Source organism: Polyangium sp. 15x6, assembly GCF_029960785.1.
Taxonomy (GTDB): domain Bacteria; phylum Myxococcota_A; class Polyangia; order Polyangiales; family Polyangiaceae; genus Polyangium.
The window spans coordinates 39,309-57,773 of record NZ_JASBQE010000031.1; the positions used below are offsets into that span (position 1 = coordinate 39,309).

General features: G+C 69.6%; 14 protein-coding genes. 7 read left to right on the forward strand and 7 right to left on the reverse strand.

What is annotated here, in order from left to right; genetic code table 11:
* Positions 1–4: 4 nt before the first annotated feature.
* From QHF83_RS23210 to QHF83_RS23220, 3 genes are all read right to left on the reverse strand, one after another.
* Positions 5–958, reverse strand: a complete 954-nt coding sequence (locus QHF83_RS23210; protein WP_282420094.1) for a DUF4349 domain-containing protein — start codon at positions 956–958, stop codon at positions 5–7.
* Positions 959–1,043: 85 nt separating this feature from the next.
* Positions 1,044–1,616 carry a CDP-alcohol phosphatidyltransferase family protein gene (locus QHF83_RS23215; RefSeq protein ID WP_282420095.1) on the reverse strand — a complete coding sequence of 191 codons (573 nt, stop codon included), beginning with the start codon at positions 1,614–1,616 and terminating at the stop codon, positions 1,044–1,046.
* Between the two features lie 19 nt (positions 1,617–1,635).
* Positions 1,636–2,067, reverse strand: coding sequence for a universal stress protein (locus tag QHF83_RS23220; RefSeq protein ID WP_282420096.1), 432 nt, complete (start codon positions 2,065–2,067; stop codon positions 1,636–1,638).
* Positions 2,068–2,265: 198 nt separating this feature from the next.
* Between QHF83_RS23220 and QHF83_RS23225 the strand changes: the two genes are divergently transcribed.
* The 4 genes from QHF83_RS23225 (at position 2,266) to QHF83_RS23240 (ending at position 9,777) form a co-directional block, all read left to right on the forward strand.
* A complete protein-coding gene (locus tag QHF83_RS23225; RefSeq protein WP_282420097.1) occupies positions 2,266–4,002 on the forward strand; it encodes a serine/threonine protein kinase in 1,737 nt (578 codons plus the stop codon).
* 114 nt (positions 4,003–4,116) lie between these two features.
* Positions 4,117–5,088: a DUF362 domain-containing protein gene (locus QHF83_RS23230; RefSeq protein WP_282420098.1), complete on the forward strand. Its 972-nt coding sequence runs from the start codon at positions 4,117–4,119 to the stop codon at positions 5,086–5,088.
* Positions 5,089–5,090: 2 nt separating this feature from the next.
* Positions 5,091–6,866: a 4Fe-4S binding protein gene (locus QHF83_RS23235; protein WP_282420099.1), complete on the forward strand. Its 1,776-nt coding sequence runs from the start codon at positions 5,091–5,093 to the stop codon at positions 6,864–6,866.
* A 247-nt stretch (positions 6,867–7,113) separates the two neighbouring features.
* Entirely contained in the window at positions 7,114–9,777 is a 2,664-nt protein-coding gene (locus tag QHF83_RS23240) for a PAS domain S-box protein (protein WP_282420100.1), read from the forward strand.
* A 3-nt stretch (positions 9,778–9,780) separates the two neighbouring features.
* Here QHF83_RS23240 and QHF83_RS23245 read toward each other — a convergent pair whose 3' ends face one another.
* On the reverse strand, positions 9,781–11,487 hold the full coding sequence (locus QHF83_RS23245) for an ABC transporter permease (protein ID WP_282420101.1): 1,707 nt from the start codon (positions 11,485–11,487) through the stop codon (positions 9,781–9,783).
* Between the two features lie 225 nt (positions 11,488–11,712).
* Here QHF83_RS23245 and QHF83_RS23250 point away from each other — a divergent pair, with 225 nt between their 5' ends.
* From QHF83_RS23250 to QHF83_RS23260, 3 genes are read left to right on the forward strand one after another with little or no spacing between them, the layout of a single operon-like run.
* A complete protein-coding gene (locus QHF83_RS23250; protein WP_282420102.1) occupies positions 11,713–13,809 on the forward strand; it encodes a serine/threonine-protein kinase in 2,097 nt (698 codons plus the stop codon).
* A 40-nt stretch (positions 13,810–13,849) separates the two neighbouring features.
* Positions 13,850–15,238, forward strand: coding sequence for a CCA tRNA nucleotidyltransferase (locus tag QHF83_RS23255; RefSeq protein WP_282420103.1), 1,389 nt, complete (start codon positions 13,850–13,852; stop codon positions 15,236–15,238).
* 52 nt (positions 15,239–15,290) lie between these two features.
* Positions 15,291–16,145 (forward strand): class I SAM-dependent methyltransferase, encoded by an 855-nt coding sequence (locus QHF83_RS23260; protein ID WP_282420104.1) that lies wholly within the window; start codon positions 15,291–15,293, stop codon positions 16,143–16,145.
* On the opposite strand, the gene QHF83_RS23265 is transcribed toward QHF83_RS23260, so the two are convergent.
* Genes QHF83_RS23265 through QHF83_RS23275 form a run of 3 tightly spaced genes read right to left on the reverse strand, consistent with a single transcriptional unit; the run spans position 16,130 to position 18,462 of the window.
* A complete protein-coding gene (locus QHF83_RS23265) occupies positions 16,130–16,870 on the reverse strand; it encodes a class I SAM-dependent methyltransferase (RefSeq protein ID WP_282420105.1) in 741 nt (246 codons plus the stop codon). The two genes, QHF83_RS23260 and QHF83_RS23265, sit on opposite strands and share 16 nt — an antisense overlap.
* A complete protein-coding gene (locus tag QHF83_RS23270) occupies positions 16,867–17,820 on the reverse strand; it encodes a hypothetical protein (protein ID WP_282420106.1) in 954 nt (317 codons plus the stop codon). The genes QHF83_RS23265 and QHF83_RS23270 overlap by 4 nt, the downstream gene beginning before the upstream one ends.
* A 21-nt stretch (positions 17,821–17,841) precedes the next feature.
* Positions 17,842–18,462, reverse strand: coding sequence for a pseudaminic acid biosynthesis-associated methylase (locus tag QHF83_RS23275; RefSeq protein ID WP_282420107.1), 621 nt, complete (start codon positions 18,460–18,462; stop codon positions 17,842–17,844).
* Between the last annotated feature and the right edge of the window lie 3 nt (positions 18,463–18,465).

Below are 18,465 nucleotides of genomic sequence, written 5' to 3' on the forward strand. Positions count from 1 at the left end.
TCCGTCACAGGCTGAGCAGCCGGCCGAGGCCGAGCTCGTAGATCCAGGGCACGGGCAGGTTGAAGCGACGCTTGCCGAGCTCGGCCGAGCTCTGCGGCTGGAACGTCACGGTGATGGTCGAGAACGCCGCGCGATCGCGGAGGAACTTCATGCGCCCTTCGAGCCGGTCGATGGTCTCGGCCACGCGCTCGAGCTCCTTCTCGATCTGGATCGACTCCTCGACCTTCGTCGCCTTCGCGAGGAGCTGCTCGAGCCGCTCGCGCACGGCGCGCGCGTTCTTCAGGCGGATCTCGGTGTCGTGGTACTCCTCGGTCACGTCCTCGACCTGCACGTCGCGCGAGAGCATGTCGCCGAGCTTCTCGATGCGCCGGATCGCCTCGTCGAAGCGGGCGGCCGGCACGCGGATCGTGATCGACTGATCGTTCCTCCGCGCGAGGAAGCCGCCGAGGCTCCGCGCGAGCGACTCGACCTCGCCGAGCGAGCTCTTCACCTCGTAGACGGCCATGTTCACGCGGGCCGTGTAGACGAGCATCGGCGCGCGCATGACGGCCACGGTGCCGTCGCCTTCGAGCTGCTTGCCGGTATTCTCCGCGCGCGGCTTTGTTTCACCCCCCACGGGCGACTCTTTCGCGGGCGCCTCGTCCTTCTTGCCCCCCGACGGCGGGGGCGGCGGGGGCGGCGGCGCCGCGGGGGCCGTGTTCGCCTCCGCCGCGCGCAGGCCCAGCGCGAGGCTGCCCGGCGTCGTGCTCGCGTACGAGATGCCATCCTCATCGCCGCCGCTGGCCGTGAGCGCCTCCCCCGCGCCTTCGACGGCGCCGGCGACCGTGATCTCCTCGGCCACGCTCGCGTCGGCCATGGATCGCGAAGGCGCGTACGACCGCGCTTGCGCGCCCGCGTAACAAGCCGGCAGGAGCCCGAGAATCACGCTGGAGAGCGCGAGGAGCACTTTCGGTCGCATCGTTCGTCCTGGTCGAGGAGGCACCTTGGTGTGGCGACCAGCACGTTACATGCGCCCGCGTCGCGAGCGAAGGGGCTCGTTCGCCTCAGGGGCCGCGCGGCGCCCCGCCCGCGAGCTTCCGCGCCCGATCGATCTCGCGCGTCCAGTACGACACGCCCGCCAAGGTCCCCGCGCACGCCGAAGCGACGAGCATCCCTTCCACGAGATCAGGCGCCGTGATCGCCGTGACCACCGCGACGAACTGCACGCAGGTCGCGAGCTTGCCAGGCACGTTCGACCGCGCCCCCGCCCGCCGCGCCCCGCGGAACCTCGGGCTCACGAGCACCCACACGAGCAGCGGCGCCTCCAGGATCTCCCGCGAGAGCAAGGCCAGAGGCGCCCACACGGGCATACGCCGCGTGTAGAGCAAGGTGCCCACGACGGTCACCGCGAAGACCTTGTCCGCGATCGGATCCACGACCGCGCCGACCGCCGTGAGTTGACCCCGGCGCCGCGCGAGCCAGCCGTCGAGCACGTCCGTCAGCGCGGCCGCGAACAGCACGGCGAGCGCGGCCCGCACGTCGTCGACGACGAACGGGAAGACCGCCGCGAGCGGAAGGCGCAGCGCGCTGAGGACGTTCGGCAAGAGACCGAGATCCGCGACACGGTACTGCGGCATGAAGGCCCCCCCGGGTCTTTCAGTCCGCCCGCACGGTCACCACGGGGACCGGGCTCTTCCGTACGATCTTCTCCGCCACGCTGCCGAGGATCAGGTGTGCGACGCCGGTGCGCCCGTGCGTGCCCATGACGATCATCGTGGCGCCGAGCTCTTCCGCCGCCGCGAGCACCTCCGTCGCGGGATCGCCCTCGCGCAGCACCGCGGCCACGCCTTCCTGCTTCGCGAGTTGATCCACCGCGCGTTGCGCCGCCGCGGCCACCTCCGTGTGGAAGCCGGGCAAGAGCGTCGGTTCGAGGCCCGGGTACGTGTAGACCGGGAGCTGGTAGGCGTGCACCAGCACGACCTCGGCTCCGAGGCGCGCGGCGAGATCCTTCGCCAGCGCGAGCGCCTTGGCCGAGGCGGCTTCGAAGTCGATGGGGACCAGCAGTTTCTCGTTCGCTCCCGTCGTCATGAATGCTCCTTTTCCCTGGGGAGCGCAGGTTGCAAGCTCACCCCGAGCCGCGCAACCAGGGAGATCTCGCCCCTCGGCGGCACCTCCTTGCTCGGCCGCCGGGGCCTGCCCGAGGGACTTGCACGCGCCGAGCCAGGGCGGGGCGCGCTGCTGCTTTCTCGCGGCGCGGGGAGGCCTCGCGGTACGCTCGTCCTCGCCGTGAAGAGCTCGAACCTCCGCGCCACCGTCACCGTGCACGCCTACGCCGTGACCGTCGTGGACGACTCCCAGCGGGCCGGGGCCCCCCCGCACGAGAGCCAAAGCCCTCCTTCGGTGGTCGTCATGCCGACCATCGACGACGTCGTGGGCGGTGTCTACCGGCTGAAGCGCCTGCTCGGCGCCGGCATGTTCGGCAAGGTCTACGTCGCCCAGCGCGAGGACGTCCCCGAGCACCAGGTCGCGCTGAAGATCCTGCCGCGCTCGCACTTCGCCGGGCGCAACGTCGAGCGTGAGCTCGTCATGCTGGCGACGGTCGGCCACCCGAACGTCGTCCAGATGAAGGACCACGGCACGACGCCCGAGTACGTGTGGCTCACGATGCCCGTCTACCGCGGCGAGACCCTCGCCGAGCGGCTCGAACGGGGTCCGCTCGGGCTGCGCGAGGCGCACGACGTTTTTCTGGCGATCGCCCGCGGCCTCGAAGCGCTGCACGGGGCTGGCCTTCGGCATCAGGACATCAAGCCGGACAACATCTTCCTGGCCACGTTCGGCGGGCGCGTGCACCCGATCCTGCTCGACCTCGGCGTCGCGGCGGAGCGCGAGGGCACGTTCGTCGCGGGCACGGCGCTCTACGCCTCGCCCGAGCAGCTCGCCGCGATGAGGGGCAACCTCGCGGCTCTGCCCATCAGCGAGAAGATGGACACGTACTGCCTCGCCGCGACGCTCCTCGTCTCGCTCGTCGGCGAGGATCGGTACCCGGGTTCCACGGCGAACACGATGGACGACCTCGAACAGGCGCTCGAGGTCCGCGCGAAGCATCCGCTGCCCGACGGCACGCTCGCCGAGGTGCGGGGCGAGGCGCGCGAGCTCATCGATCGGGCGCTCGCGCGGTGGCTCGCGCACGATCCACGCGAACGTCCGACCATGAGCGAGCTCGCGGAGGAGCTCGACGTCCTGCTCGAACCGGAGCGCGAGATCGCCCGCGCCGAGGAGCGACAGCGCCAGAAGCAACGCGCCTCGCTCCAGGCCTTCCGCGTCTCGGCGGGCGCGCTCCTGCTGCTCGCCGCCGCCGGCGCCGTCGTCGCCTTCTCCAAGCGTGAAACCTTGAAGCTCGCGACGGAGCTCGAACGCGCGCGGGCCGAAGGCGCGCGGCGGTTCGATCAGATCGAGATCTGCAACGCCTCCTACAAGACGGCGATGTCGGACGTCGACAAGTGCAAGGCGTCCGCGAGCAAGGACAAAAAACTCTTCGAGGAGCAGCTCGACGCGCAGATGAAGCTCTGCGAGTCGGGCAGCGAGCTCGATTGCGCCATCGAGATCAAGAAGGTCCGCGATCAGGGCGCCGCGCGCCTGCAGACCTGCGAGGAGACCGCCGAGAAGGCCGAGGCCGAGTGGAAGCGCCGCGAGGCCGAGTGGGACAAACAGCGCGTCGCCCTCAGTGGCGAACGCGACGAGCAGCGCACCCTCGCCGAAAAGAAGGCCGAGGAGCTGAAGAAGCTCACCGAGGAGCGGGATCGCGCTGTCGCCGAGCAGAAGGCGTGCAGCGACGAACGGGACAAACTCCGCGCCGAGGTGAAATCTTCCGGGGCAGGCGCGGCGAGCCCCGCGAGCTCCGCCTCCGTCTCGCCTTCGCCGGCCGTCACGTCGATCGCCTCGGTGGGACCGCCCCCTCCCCCTCCGCCGCCTCCAGCGCCTCCGCCGCCTCCACCTGCGCCGCCTGCGCCGCCTGCGCCGTAGCCACTCTCCCGCGGTCGATCCTCATCGACGACCCTTGCTCCCCCCACTAGCTTCTCCGCAGCGCGGCCCGCTTGTTCCACCGGCGCGGCCTTGCTATCCGTAGGAAAGCTTCCGATGCGTAACATTTCGCGCCGTGAGATGATCGAGCGCCTCGCCGCCGTGGGGCTCGTGCTCGGCGGGGCCGGGGCCCTCGCGAAGATGCGCTTCGATCGCGGCTCGATCACCGAGGGCCCCTCGAAGGATCGGCCCCAGACGCGGGATTATCGGCTCAAGGACGCCCCGGCGGAGCTCCCGAAGCTCGTCATCGCGAAGAACGAGGCCGAGCCCGAGGCGCTCGTGCGCAAGGCGGTCGCCGCGCTCGGCGGCATGAACCGCTTCATCTCGCGCGGCGACATCGTCGTCGTGAAGCCGAACATCGGCTGGGATCGCACCCCCATCCACGCGGCGAACACGAACCCGCGCGTCGTCGCCGAGGTGGTCAAGCTCGCCTACGACGCGGGCGCCAAGCGCGTCGTGGTCACGGACGCCTCGTGCAACGAGCCGAACCGCTGCTTCCAGCGCTCCGGCATCTGGAAGGCGGCGTACGACGTCGGCGCCGAGGTCGTGCTCCCCGCGGCGCATCGGTTCCGCGGCATGCGGCTCAAGGGCGAGGTCCTCGACGAGTGGCCCGTCTACACGCCGCTCATCAACGCGGACAAGGTCATCAACGTCCCGATCGCCAAGCACCACAACCTCTCGAAGTACACGGCGGCGATGAAAAACTGGTACGGCTCGCTCGGCGGACGCAGAAACCGGCTGCACCAGAACATCGACGTCTCCATCGCGGATCTCGCGACGTTCATGCAGCCGACGCTCACCATCGTCGACGCCTGGCGCGTCCTCGTGCGCAACGGCCCGCAGGGCGGCAACATCGCCGACGCGAAGGAGATGCGCACGCTGCTCGCCTCGACGGATCAGGTCGCCGTCGACGCGTACGGCTGCCAGCTCGTCGGCCGCTCGCCCGAGGAGATCCCGTACCTGCGCATGGCCCACGAACGCGGGCTCGGCACGATGCACTGGAAAGACCTGCGCTGGGTGGAGGTCTGACGATGGCCGCTCCCGCTGTCGTCGGAACGGCCAAGGCGCCGCCTGCAAAACCCGCCAAGGTGAAAGGGCGCGCCGGCTCGGGCATCGAGGCGCGTTTGTCGATCCGCATCCTCGTCTGGGTGCGTCGCGTCTCGCAGGCCGGCTTCCTCGCGCTGTTTCTTTATTTCCTCTTCCAGACCGCGTTCCGCGGCTCGTTCGCGTCCGCCGAGACGGCGGTGCGCCTGCCCCTGCCCGTCGAGGCGTTCCTCCTCGCCGACCCGTTCGTCGCGGCGATGACGCTGCTCTCGACGCACACGGTCTACCGCGGGCTCGCCTGGTCCGTGGGGCTCCTCGGCGTCACGCTCGTCTTCGGCCGCGTCTTTTGCGGGTGGATCTGCCCGTTCGGCACGCTCCACCATTTCTTCGGCTGGATCTTCCCCTCCCGTTATTTGCGCGGCAACAAGCGCGTCGAATCGAACAAGACCGCGCCGCGCCAGCAGGTGAAGTATTACCTGCTCTACGCCTTCCTCGCGGCGAGCGTCGCCGGCAGCGCGATCGGCGGCCTCTTCGATCCGATCTGCGTCGCGGTCCGCGCGATCGGCCTCGCCGTCGTCCCGGCCCTCCAATACATCACCGGCGTCGCCAGCATGGCCACGGGCCAGACCGGCATTCGCCCCGTGCAGGCCGCCGCCGACAGCGCCCAGGATTTCCTGGCGCAGACCGTCTGGCAATCGAAGCAGTTCTATTTCCACCAGACCTGGTTCATCGGGATCCTGCTCGTCGCGATCCTGTTCATGAACCGCGTGATCCCGCGGTTCTGGTGCCGCGTCCTCTGCCCGCTCGGCGCGTTCCTCGGCGTCTTCGCCCGCTTCGCGCTCTTCGGCATGGAGAAGGACCACGCGAAGTGCACCGATTGCAATCTCTGCCTCGTGCATTGCCAGGGCGCGGATTCGCCGCAGGGAGGCGTGAAGTGGCGCCAGGACGAGTGCCACATGTGCCTCAATTGCGAGAATGCCTGCCCGGAGGACGTGATCAAGTTCCGCTTCCTCCCGACCCGCAAGAGCACGATCTCGAAGCCGGACACGGGCCGCCGCACCGCCATTGCCTCGGCCGCGGCGGGCGCCGTGGTCATCCCGGCGATGCGCATCGCCGACGTCATCGACGCGAACTACGACCACCGCGTCATCCGGCCGCCGGGCTCGGTCGAGGAGCGCGAGTTCCTCGAGCGCTGCATCCGCTGCGCCGAATGCATGAAGGTTTGCCCGAACAACGCCCTGCACCCCGCGTTCTTCGAGGCCGGCGTCGAGGGCATCTGGACCCCGATCCTCATCCCGCGCATCGGCTATTGCGAGCACTCCTGCGTCCTCTGCGGCCAGGTTTGTCCCACCGGCGCAATCCAGAAGATCACCGAGGACCAGAAGCTCGGCATCAACCAGAAGGCCATCTCGATCGGCACCGCGTTCTACGACCAGGGCCGCTGCCTGCCCTGGGCCATGGCCACGCCGTGCATCGTTTGTGAAGAGTTCTGCCCCACCTCGCCCAAGGCCATCTGGGTCGAGGAGGTCGACATCCCGAAGCGCCTGCCCATGGCGGGCGAGGACGGCAAGGAGCCCGGGATGACCACCGTGCACGTGCAGCGCCCGCACGTCGACCCCTCGCTCTGCATCGGCTGTGGTGCCTGCGAAAAGGTCTGCCCTGTCCAGGACAAGCCCGCCGTCTACGTGACGAACGTTGGCGAGACCCGCTCGAAGACGAACGTCATCCTGCTCGAAGACACGAACTACAACCGACCCGGCTGAAGCGCCTTTCCGCGCGCCCGCCGAGCCGCCGTCCCCGGCGATGGACGCGGTCCAAACCTTCGACAAGCCCGTTCGACCGCGTCGTTCTCGAACGATTCCGCTTGTGTTAGGTTCGTGGTTCGTTCAGCAAACTAGCGGCGCTCACGTGAGCAAGTGGAGGGGAACAACGGGGCCAGCGTGGATGGGCAAAGCCTTCGGGCCGCACGCCATGGAGGGCTCTGCCGCGCGTGATTGGACCCGCGAATCCGTGGCAGAGCCCTTCGAGCGCCTGTACACGGCGGCGCTCCGCGCGCTCGACGCCAATGTTCTCTTGCTTTACCTGCCGAACGCGAGGCGCGCGCTCGAGCTCGTCGCCCATCGCGGCGGACCGCCGGAATGGCCCCCTCCGCTCCACCGCATCGCCCCCGGCGCGTCGAGCCTCGTCGCTCGGGTCGCTCGCGACGGCACGACCGAGGACGTCGACGCCGAGGCGCCCGCCGCTCCCGAGGACGTCCGCATGGCCCACGCGGCGAGCGGGGCGCGCCATTTCATTGCCGCGCCCGTCGCCCTCCCCGGCGGACGCGCCGGCGCGCTCGTGGCGGGTTTGTCGGGACCAAACAGCCCAAGGTCCCGCGGCGCGCTCGAAGCCCTGGCCATCCTCGCGGCGAGCGTCCTCGAAGAGAAGCTCGCGCGAGCCGAGGCCGAAGCGAATGCCGAGGCCTGGCAGAATGCGTTTCAAAGCTTCTTCGACGCCGCGTTCGACAGCATCCTCGTGGCGAACGACGACGGCCGGTTCGTCGAGGCGAACCCCGCGGCCTGCAGCCTGCTCGGCCGGACCCGCGAGGAGATCCTGGGCCTCACGATCCACGAAATCACGCCCGCCCACGGCACCACGCGTTTCGAGGAGCTCTGGCGCGAGTTCCTGGTCGAAGGCATCCTGACCGGCGATTTCACGTTCGTCCGGGGCGACGGCAGCACGATCGACGTCGCGTGCCACGCGCGGGCGAACGTGGTCCCCGGCTGCCACGTCGCGGGCTTCCACGACGTGACGGCGCGAAACCGCGCCGCGGAGCAGCTCCGAAGGAACCACGAGAGCCTGGCGCGCGCGCAGCGGGTCGCGCGTGTCGGCAGCCTCGACTGGAACATCAAAGAGAACCAGGTCGTCTGGTCGGACGAGTACTACCGCCTGCTCGGGCTCGAACCCTCCCCTACCCCGCGCACGCTCGCGGAGGCGAACGCGATCTTCGCGGCGCGGATGACCCCCGAGGAACAAGCGCGCCTGCGCGCGGCCTACGAGGCGGCGCTCGAGACTGGCGGGAGCTTGTCGGTCGACATCCACATCCGTCGCCCGGACGGCGCGGAGCGGCTCCTCCACCAGGAGGCCGACATCGAGCGCGACGCCGCGGGCAAGACCGCGCGGGTCGTCGGCACGCTCCAGGACGTGACCGAGCAGCGCCGTGCCGAGCAGGCGCTCCGGAGGAGCCGCGAGAGCCTCGCGCAGGCGCAACGCGTCGCGCACGTCGGCCACTGGGAGTGGGACGCGAAGGCGGGCGTGTCGTCCTGGTCCGAAGAGGTTTACCGCATCTTCGGCCTGCCGCCGCGCGCCGGCCCCGAGCCGCCGCAGACGCTCGCGAGCGTGCTCCTGCCCGAGGACCGGATGCGGGTCCTCCTCGGCTTCCGCTCGCTCGTCGAGGACGGCGAGCGCTTCGCGTGCGAGCACCGGGTCGTCCGGCCGAACGGCGAGCTCCGGATCGTCCGGATGGAGGCCGAGCTCACGCGGGACGAGGCGGGCAAGCCGCTCAGCGTGCTCGGCGTGGTGCAGGACATCACGGAGCTACGCCGCGCGGAGCGCGAGCGCGAGGCGCTGCTCAAGGCCCTCGGGGACGAGCGCCGCTGGCTCCGAGCCGTCATCGAGAGCTCGCCGATCGGCATCCAGCTCTGGGAGGGCGTGACGTCGCCGCGGGTCACGCGCAATCGCATGGCGGACCAGATCCTCGGGGAGCTCGTCGACGCCACGCCGAACCTCGACGACCTGCGGAAGCTCGTCACGCGCCCGGACGGCACGCCGATCGAGCCCGGCGAACTGAGCGTCGAGCGCGCGATGGCGGGCGAGGTGATCGTCGGCCGCGAGCTCATCCTGAAGCGGCCCGACGGAACCTGCATGCACTCGCTGGTCAACGCCTCGCCCGTGCGCGACGAGAGCGGCGCGATCCAGGGGGCGGTGGTCCTCTTCAACGACATCACGGCGATGAAGGAGCTCGCGCGCCTGCGCGAGGAGTGGACGAGCATCGTCGCGCACGATCTCAGGCAGCCCATCACCACGATCCTCGCGACCGCGGCGCACCTCGTCCGCTGCGTCACCGATCCTTCCGTGAAGCTCAAGATCGAGCGGATCCGGGCGAGCGCCGAGCGGCTCGTCCGCATGACCGACGATCTCTCGGACCTGTCGCGCCTCGACACGCACAAGCTCGAGCTCGTCCGCGCCCCGACGAACCTGCCGGCCCTGCTCCGGCAGATCGTCGAGGACATGGCCGACGAGGACGCGCGCGCGCGCGTCTGGCTCTCGATCGATCGGGACGTGCCGCTCGTGCACGTCGACGCGGGGCGCATCCAGCAGGTGGTGGAGAACCTGGTCTCGAACGCGGTGAAGTACGGCAAGCCCGGGACGCCAATCGCGATCCGGCTGCGGGTGCAGTCGGCGGAGGTCGCGCTCAGCGTGTGCAACGAGGGGCCGGGGATCGACCCCGAGCTCATGCCGCGGCTCTTCTCGCGTTTTCAGCGGGGGATGGCGAGCACGTCCCGGATCAAGGGGCTCGGGCTCGGCCTCTACATCTGCCGCGGCCTCGTCGAGGCGCACGGCGGCGTCCTCCGGGTCGAGAGCGAGCCTTTCAAGACGACGACGTTCTCGTTCACGCTGCCGCTCGGCGCGTGATCGCTACTGGGCGCGGAAGCCCTCGGCGGGGCGGAGGCGGGCGGCGTAGAGGCTCGGCACGATGGTGGCGACGAGGCAGATCACGATGGCGATGGCGCCCGTGATGATGAACTCGAGCGGACGCACCTGCACCGGCAGCTCCGAGATGAAGTAGACCTTCGGATCCAGCGGGAAGCCGTAGACGAGCAGGCCCTTGCAGACGGCGACGCCGAGCAGGAGCCCGAACGTCGTGCCGAGCAGGCCGATGATCCCGCCCTGGTAGAGGAAGATGCGCAGGATCTCCCCGTCCGTCGCGCCCATCGCCTTGAGGACCGAGATCTCCTTCGTCTTGTCGAGCACGACCATGATCAGCGTGGCCACGACGGTGAACGCGGCGACGACGATGATCAGCGCGAGCACGCCGCTCATGAGGATCTGCTGGATGAGCAGGGCCGTGAACAGGCCGTGGTTCAGCTCCTCCCAGTCCATCGTGTGGTAGAGGCCGCTGGCGAGGTTCTGGCTGATCTGCTTGGCGATGGGCTTGGCCTGGTCGATGTCGTCGACCTTCATCTCCACGCCGGTGACCGTGTCGCCCTGGTCGTAGAAGGCCTGCGCCTCGTAGAGGTCGGTGTAGACGAGCTTCGAGTCGTACTGATCGAAGCCGGCCTCGAACTGCGCGATGACGCGGAAGCGCTTGGCCACGGGCGGCTTCAGCGACCCGCCCGAGTACGAGTAGCCGATCGTCGGCGAGGTGACCGTGACGCAATCGCCGAGTTCGAGCTTCAAGGTCTTCGAGAGCGACATGCCGACGACGATGCCGGGGAGCTTCGCGACCTCGGCCGGATCGGCGCAGAGGTCGGGATCGACCTCCTTGGGCACGTCGTCGTCGTCCGGCAGCTTGCTCGCGTAGCCGCCCTCGGGCTCGACCGAGCCGACGGGCGCGTTGGCGGCGAGCTTGTCGTCCGCCGCGGCGGCCTTGTCGTCCGCCGGTTTGTCCGCGCCGGGTTTGTCGTCCGCCGGTTTGTCCGCGCCGCCGAGCTTGCCGGCCTCGATCGCGAGGATCTCCTCGATGCCCCCGCCGCTCGGCTCGAGCTTCTCCTTGTCGGGTGCGGGCGCCTTCTCGGCCTTGCGCAGATCCTCCTCGATCGCGCGGAGCAACCCCTGCGTGCCCGAGCCGCCGTCTGCGCCCGCGTCCTGATCGAGCGCCCGTTTGTCCGGCAGAATGGGCACGGGAGGCAGCTCGGGCCCGCTGCTCCTACGCTCGGGCGGCTTTGCGCCGGGCAGGCGCAGGCCGTTGAGGGAGCCGAACTTCACCTGCTTCGGCAAGTCCAGGACGAACGACGACCCCTCCGGCATGCCCACGCCGAGGCTCGTCGCGGGATCGACGCCCTTGAGCAGCACGCCCGTGGCCGTCGCGTCGCCGTGCGTCAGCATCATCGGGTTGATGCTGAACGGCGCCACCGCGAGCACGCCGGGGACCTTCCCGACCTGCTCCATGATCGAGCGATACTCGCGGAAATCCGTGGAGTACTTCAGCACGAGCACGTGGGCGTTCACGCCGAGGACCTTCTCGCGGAACTGCGCCTGGAAGCCGCCCGTCACGCTCATGACGGTGGCGAGCGCAGCCACGCCGAGCGTGACGCCCAGGATCGCGAAGGCCGTGCCGACCGAAATGAACGCGCGCTTCTTGCTCCCCAGGTATCGGAGCGCAACCTCGATAGGGTAGCCCATCTGGCGGAGCCTCTAGCAGAACGGGCGCGGTGCAGCACGTGGGAGCTTCGGGGCGGACACGGGAGCGCGTCGGGGTGACGGTGAGGGGGCTTCGGGGGATGCCCGAACATCGTCCCTGAAAGCCAATCCTGCCTGGACCGGACAGACGTCCTCCACGCTCTTCTCGTGCTCGCCGCGTCCTGCTACGATGGCCCCTAGCTTCCCGATCTATCTGCGATCTCCTGCATGTCTCCTCCGGACAACGAGCCCCCTGCCTTGCCCAAGCCGCCTGCGGTTCCCAAAGTCGCAGCGGGGAGCTCGCCCCAGCCTGGGGGCGGGAAACCCGCCGCTCCGCCCGCGCCCGCCGCTGGGACGAAGCCGCCGCCTCCGGTGCCGCCGATCCCGGCAGGATCGGCGCGCCCCCCGGCGCCTGGCATCCCGCGCCCGGCGACGCTGCCATCGCTGAAGAAGCCGTCCGCCGCGCCGCCCGCGCCGCCCGCGGCCGCGAAAAACCCTGCGAGCGTGCCGCCGCCGCCGAAGGCCAGCGTGCCGCCGCCTGCGATGCCGAAGTCGCCTTCGATCCCCGCGCCGCCGCCGGTGATCCAGATCGAAGAGGAGACGCTCGATGCGGATCTCGCGATGCTCGCGAGGTCGCAGATCGAGATCGACACCGGCGCGCGTCGGAGCCGCATTTCGGTGCCCGACGGCGAAGCCCCGCGCAAGAGGCTCAGCTCGAACCCGGACGATCCGCAGCCGATCTCGCGCCGATCGTACGAAGATCTCTTGCCTGCGTCGCGCCGCGGCGATCAGGACCCCGACATCCCGCCGCCCACGCACGTCGACGCGGAGCGCGCGCCCGGCTCGAAGGATCCGTACATCGGCACGACCTTCGATCACCGCTACAAGATCGAGAAATTGCTCGGTGAAGGCGGCATGGGGTTCGTCTACCTCGCCCGCCACAAGGTCATCGACAAGAAGGTCGCGGTGAAGGTCTTGCGCTCCGACATGGCGCGCGATCGCGAGATCCTCGAGCGCTTCCTGCAGGAGGCGCGCGCCGCGTCGAGCATCGGCAACCCGCACATCATCGACATCTCCGACTTCGGGGATCTGCCGGACGGCTCGACGTACTTCGTGATGGAGTTCCTCGACGGCAAGAGCCTGATCCAGCTGAACGAGGACAAGGCCAAGCGCCTCGAGACCGATCTCATCGCGAAGATCGCGATCCAGATGGCGAACGGCCTCGCGGCGGCGCACGAGCGCGGCATCATCCACCGCGATCTCAAGCCCGAGAACATCTTCATCATCCAGCGCGGGATCGACAAAGAGTTCGTCAAGATCCTCGACTTCGGCATCGCGAAGGTCGCGACGAGCGGCGACAACAAGCTCACGCGCGCAGGCGCGGTGTTCGGCACGCCGCACTACATGTCGCCCGAGCAGGCCGCGGGCGCGCCGCTCGATCACCGCACCGACATCTACTCGCTCGGGATCATGCTCTACGAGATGGTGAGCGGTCAGCTCCCGTTCGTCGCGGACAACTTCATGGGCATCCTGAGCCAGCACATGTACCAGCCGCCCACGCCGCTGGCGAAGCTCGGCCTCGATCCCCCGTGCCCGGCCGATCTCGAGGCGATCATCTTCAAGTGCCTCTCGAAGGTGCCCGACGATCGGTACCCCGACATGGCCGCGCTCGCGCACGATCTGCAGCGCTTCCAGCAGGGCCACGTGCCCGAGGCCGTCGCGGAGATGGCCTCGCGTCCCGACGGGCTCTCGGCCTCCGTGCCCGACGGGGTCGCGGACAAACCCAAGAAATCGCCCTGGCTCCGGTTCGTCGCGGTGGGCGCGGCGGTCATGGGCGCGACGCTCGGCACGGTGCTCATCCTGCTCAGCGGCCCGGCGCAGAAGACCGATCCCGGCGCGGTCACGTCGCAGTCCGCCGCGGCTCCGCCCGCGCCCACGGCCACCAGCGCTGCGAAGAAGATCGTGCTCGTCGACGTGGATCCGCGCGAAGCCAACGCGTCGACGACGTACGCAGGCAAGCTGCTCACGTTCCCCGCGAACTTCGAGGTCGAGCCGGGCAAACCCGTGACCCTCGAGGTGAAGGCCAAGGGCTACGATTCGCAGACGATCACGCTCGACGGCTCGCAGGACAAGCAGACCGTCAAGCTCGTCGCGATCGCGGGGACGACGCCGGCCACCGCCGACGCCGGGACCGCGCGCCCGCTCACCACGAAGGCCGGCGGCTCGCACGTCGGCCCGCTGCCCACGAACAAGAAGGGCAGCTCCGGGGGCAACAGCGGCGGCGACATCGTGGACATCTACCACGGCGGCAGCAACAAGCCGTGAGGGGTATCGCCGCGCCCGAAGCGTGGTAAAGCCGAGCGCCGTGGAAGGCGTCGCTCACCTCATCGAGAAGGTCCCCGAAGACGTGCTCGGGATCTGCCGCCGCCTGCGCGACAACGGCAAGCGGGGCTGGATCGTGGGCGGCTGCGTGCGGGATCTCCTGCGCGGCGAGCCCGCGAAGGACTGGGACGTCGCGACCGATGCGCGGCCGGAGGAGGTCATGCGGATGTTCCGCAAGGTCATCCCCACGGGCCTGCAGCACGGCACGGTCACGGTGCTCCTGCGCGGCGTGCACTACGAGGTGACGACGCTGCGCGGAGAAGGCGCCTACAGCGACGGGCGAAGGCCCGACTCGGTCGAGTTCGTCGATGACATCAGCGCGGATCTCGCGCGGCGCGACTTCACGGTGAATGCGATTGCCCTCGATCCCGTGGACGGCCACCTGATCGATCCGTTCGGCGGCAAGCGTGATCTCGACGCCCGCGTGGTGCGCGCGGTGGGCGAGCCGCGCGAGCGCTTCGGCGAGGACGGGCTCCGGATCCTGCGCGCCGCGCGCTTCTCGGCGACGCTCGAGTTCACGATCGATCCCGACACCGAGCGCGCGATGGGTGAGCCGCGATCGCTCGTGACCTTCCGCCGCGTGAGCGCCGAGCGGGTGCGCGACGAGTGGCTGAAGAGCATGCGCGCGCGGCGGCCGAGCGTGGCGTTCGAGGCCATGCGGCGCACGGGCGTCCTCGAGATCACCTGCCCCGAGCTGCTCGAAGGCGTCGGGTGCGTGCAGAACAAGTGGCACGCGTTCGACGTCTGGGGCCACGTGATGGCTTGCCTCGACGCGAGCGAGCCCGTGCCGCTGCTCCGCGTGGCGGCGCTCCTGCACGACGTGGCCAAGCCGCGCACGCGCGCGTTCTCCGAGAAGACCGAGGACTACACGTTCTACGATCACGAAAAGATCGGCGCGGAGATGGCGACGGAGATCCTGGGCCGCCTGCGCTTCTCGAACGAGGAGCGCGACCGGATCGCCGCGCTCGTCCGGCATCACCTCATCTGTTACGACGAGGGCTGGACCGACGCGGCCGTGCGGCGCTGGATCCGGCGCGTCACGCCGGATCTCGCGCCGGATCTGTACGCGCTCGCGCTCTCGGACGTGCGCGGCAAGGGGCGCGACGCGACGGACGAGGTGCAGGCGATCGAGCAGCTGCGGGCGCGCGCGACGAGCCTGCTCGCGGCGGGCACGGCGCTCGGCACGAAGGACCTGAAGATCCGGGGAAACGAGCTCATGCGGGAGCTCGCCATCCCGCCGGGGCCCGTGGTCGGGGAGATCCTCGCGGCGCTCGTGGAGCTCGTGACCGACGATCCGGCCGAGAACGAGCGCGATCGGCTGCTCGCTGCGGCGCGGCGTCTCTACGACGAGCGGCGGAAGAGCGAGCCCTGAGGCGCGAGAAAACGCGTCGACGCGCGGCGCGCGATTGGGTAGACGGCGCTCCGTGACTACTTCCCTCCCCGATCCGGGCCCGCTCGTGCGCGCGCGCGCCTACCTCGGCCGCGCCGCCTCGATCGGCGTCGCGATGGCTCGCTTCGCCAAGCTCGGGCGCAAGGACGGCGTCGAGAACGGCGTCCGCGCCTTCCGCGCGCTCGGCCGCGAGATCGGCGGCGCGCTCCGGGGCCGCGAGGGCGATCGGGTCTGCACGCTCTGCGGCTGGACCGGCGAGCGCTTCGGGCCGATCTACTACGTCGACAACTACCGCGAGGACACGCTCTGCTACGCGTGCGGCTCGACCGATCGCGTCCGCCTCTTGCCCCTCTTCTGCCGGGACGCGCTCGGCGGTTTCTTCGGCGAGAAGCGCCGCCGCGTGCTCGACATCGGGCCCCTCTCGAACTCGCGCCGCTTCTTCCCGGACGACGTCGACTACGTCTCGTTCGACCTCTACGCGAAGCACGCGATGGTGCGCGGGGACCTCGTCGCCGCGCCGTTCGCGGATGACACCTTCGACCTCTGGGTCTGCTTCCACGTGCTCGACCTCATCGAGGACGACGAGCGCGCGATGCGCGAGCTTTACCGCATCCTCGCGCCGGGCGGGATCGGCCTGCTCGACAACGCGATGAACTGGAACGCGCCGACCGAGGAGTACGGCAGGGTGCGGCCCGAGGACTCGCTGCATCGCCGCCGGTACGGCCACGATCTGCCGGATCGACTACGCAAGCTCGGCTTCGAGATCGAGATCGTCGACGTCGAGCGCACGTTCGACGAAGCAACGCGGACGCGCTACGGCATCCACCCGCGCAAGTTCCTCATGTGCAAGAAGCCGCGCCGCGAGGACGCGGATCAGACGCGCACGTAGGCGAACGAGGCCTCGATGTTGAAGACGCCGAGCGCCTGCACGAGTTCGGCGGCGGTGACGCCGAAGCGCGTGACGATGGACTCGGCCAGCGACGCGCGCAGGTAGTCCCGCTTGAACCAGCGCGCCTTGCGGCCGCGGAGGTAGCCCTCGAGCTCGGCGTACGAGAGGCGCTTGTAGTTGTCCGAGCCGCGCTCGTCCTTGCGGCTCATGTAGTCGTAGAAGAAGAACACGCCGCCCGGCCGCAAGAGCGAGAGGCACTTGTCCACGATCCGCTGCTTGAGCTCCGGGTCCTTGATCGACGTGAGGACCGCGACGAGCAGGATGACGTCGAACGGCCCGCCCACGTCGACCGAGGAGAAATCCCCCGCGAGCCAGCGGAGCTGCGGCAGCCGCTCGCGCGCGACGGCCACGCTCTCGGGCATGAGATCGATGCCCGTGCAGCGCGCGGGATCCACGCCGAGCTCGACGAGCCACGCGAGGTTCGTCCCCGTGCCCGCGCCGACGTCGAGCACGTCGATCGAGCGCAGCCGCTCGGGCGTGTCGATGCCGCAGGCGATGAGCGTATCGCGCAGCCTTCGCTGGCGCTGACGGAGGTAGAGGTAAGGGCGCGGCAGGAGCGTCGACCACGCGTTCGCGGGGAGGAACTTGTCCCGGTAGAAGCGCCGGATCCGGTCGAGATCCTCCTCGATGGCGGCGTCGCTCGGCGACGAGCTCGTCTCGCTCATTTCTTCCCCCGCGCGAAGTGACGTCCGATGTACGGGAGCGCGACGAGCGCGCTCCGCCAGGCGTGGATGCGCTGCGCGCGGATGCGCACGCGGTTCCGCTCCTTCACGGCGCTCATGTGCCCATCGAGGGAGCTCCGTTGCTCGGGCTGCCACAGGAAGAGCTCGCAGAGCTCCTGCCGCGTGCGCACGAAGGGGACACCGAGCTCCTCGGCGCCGATCTGGGGGTACGGCTCGTCCTTGAAGTTCTTCCAGATCAGCATGGGAAACTCGAGGCTCTGCCACGCGTGAAAGAGCTGCCCCGAGGGATCGAGGCGCTGCTCGACGCCGGCCGTGGGCCCGTGGAGGAAGACCTTGCGGCCGAGGTGCAGCGCGTAAAACGTGGCCGTCTGCGCGCGGTTCGACGACACGTACTCGTGGCGCAGGAGCAAGCGGCGCAGGTCGTAGAGGAAGCTCGGGTTATCGTCGCGCGGCCCCGAGGTGACGACCCGGTAGCCGCGCGCCTCGAAGGGCTTCCGGTAGCGCTCCTCCCGATGCTCGATCCAGTAAAGGCAGATGGTGATCGACCGAAAGTGGCGCTCGATCTCGGCGAGATCCTGCACGTACTGATCGAAGTCGCAGAGCAGCCGCGCCTTCTCCCAGCCGTGGATGGGCATCACCAGGAGCGAGCCGGGCTCGGCCTCGATCTTCTCTTCGAGCGGAGGCAGATACAGAAACGGCGCGCCGAGGGGCACCACGTGATCGAGCCCCCCGGCCTTGCGGCAATTGCGCAGGTTGCGCTCCGACCACACGTAAAACGGGTCCGGCAGCGGGTGGAGGATGTCTTCGTGGGTGGCCCCGAGGTCGTAGTTCCAGCCGTGCTCCACCATGCCGGGGATGGGCGTACCGTCGGGGACCCCGCCGTACCGGTTGAGGATCGTCCGATGACCGTAGTGGGCGTTGCTAACGAACATGAGCGCGCCGCCGCGTGAGGATCAGGGCTTGCGGAAGAGGTGCCACGTGATGCGATCGAACCCTTCCTCGAGCCCCTTGTAGCCCTCCTCGACCACCACGAGGTCGGGGAACATCTCGAGGAAGAGCTTCCTGTAGTTGCGCCGAAACAGGGCCGCGGCCTGGCCCCGCCAGGGCACGGCGACCTCGTCCTGATCGTCGTGGTACTCCGCGCAGAGCAAGAAGCGGCCGCTCACGCGGTGCATCTCGCGGATCGCGTCCCGGATGCCCGCCGGCGGGACGTGGATGAGCACGCCGCACGTGAACGCGAGGTCGAAGCGCCCGTCCCGGAAGGGCAGGTCGAAGAGGCTGCCCACGACGAAGTTGCCGCCGGCATGCGAGGCCCACGCGTCGCGGATGGCGCCGCGCTGGATGTCGATCCCCCAGACGTCCATGTCCGCATCACGGACGCAGTCGGTCAGGTTGAGGCCGAGGTTCGAACCACACTCGAGGACCCGACGGATCCCGTGGCGCCGGAAGAGGTCGTGGAAAAAGGCCGGCTTGCGCGGGTCGACCGCGCGGTTCCGATCGGTGTACTGCGCGCCGAATTCGCTTGCGAAGAGGCGCTCGACGTCGCGCGCGTCCGGGGACTTCGTCTCGTTCATGTC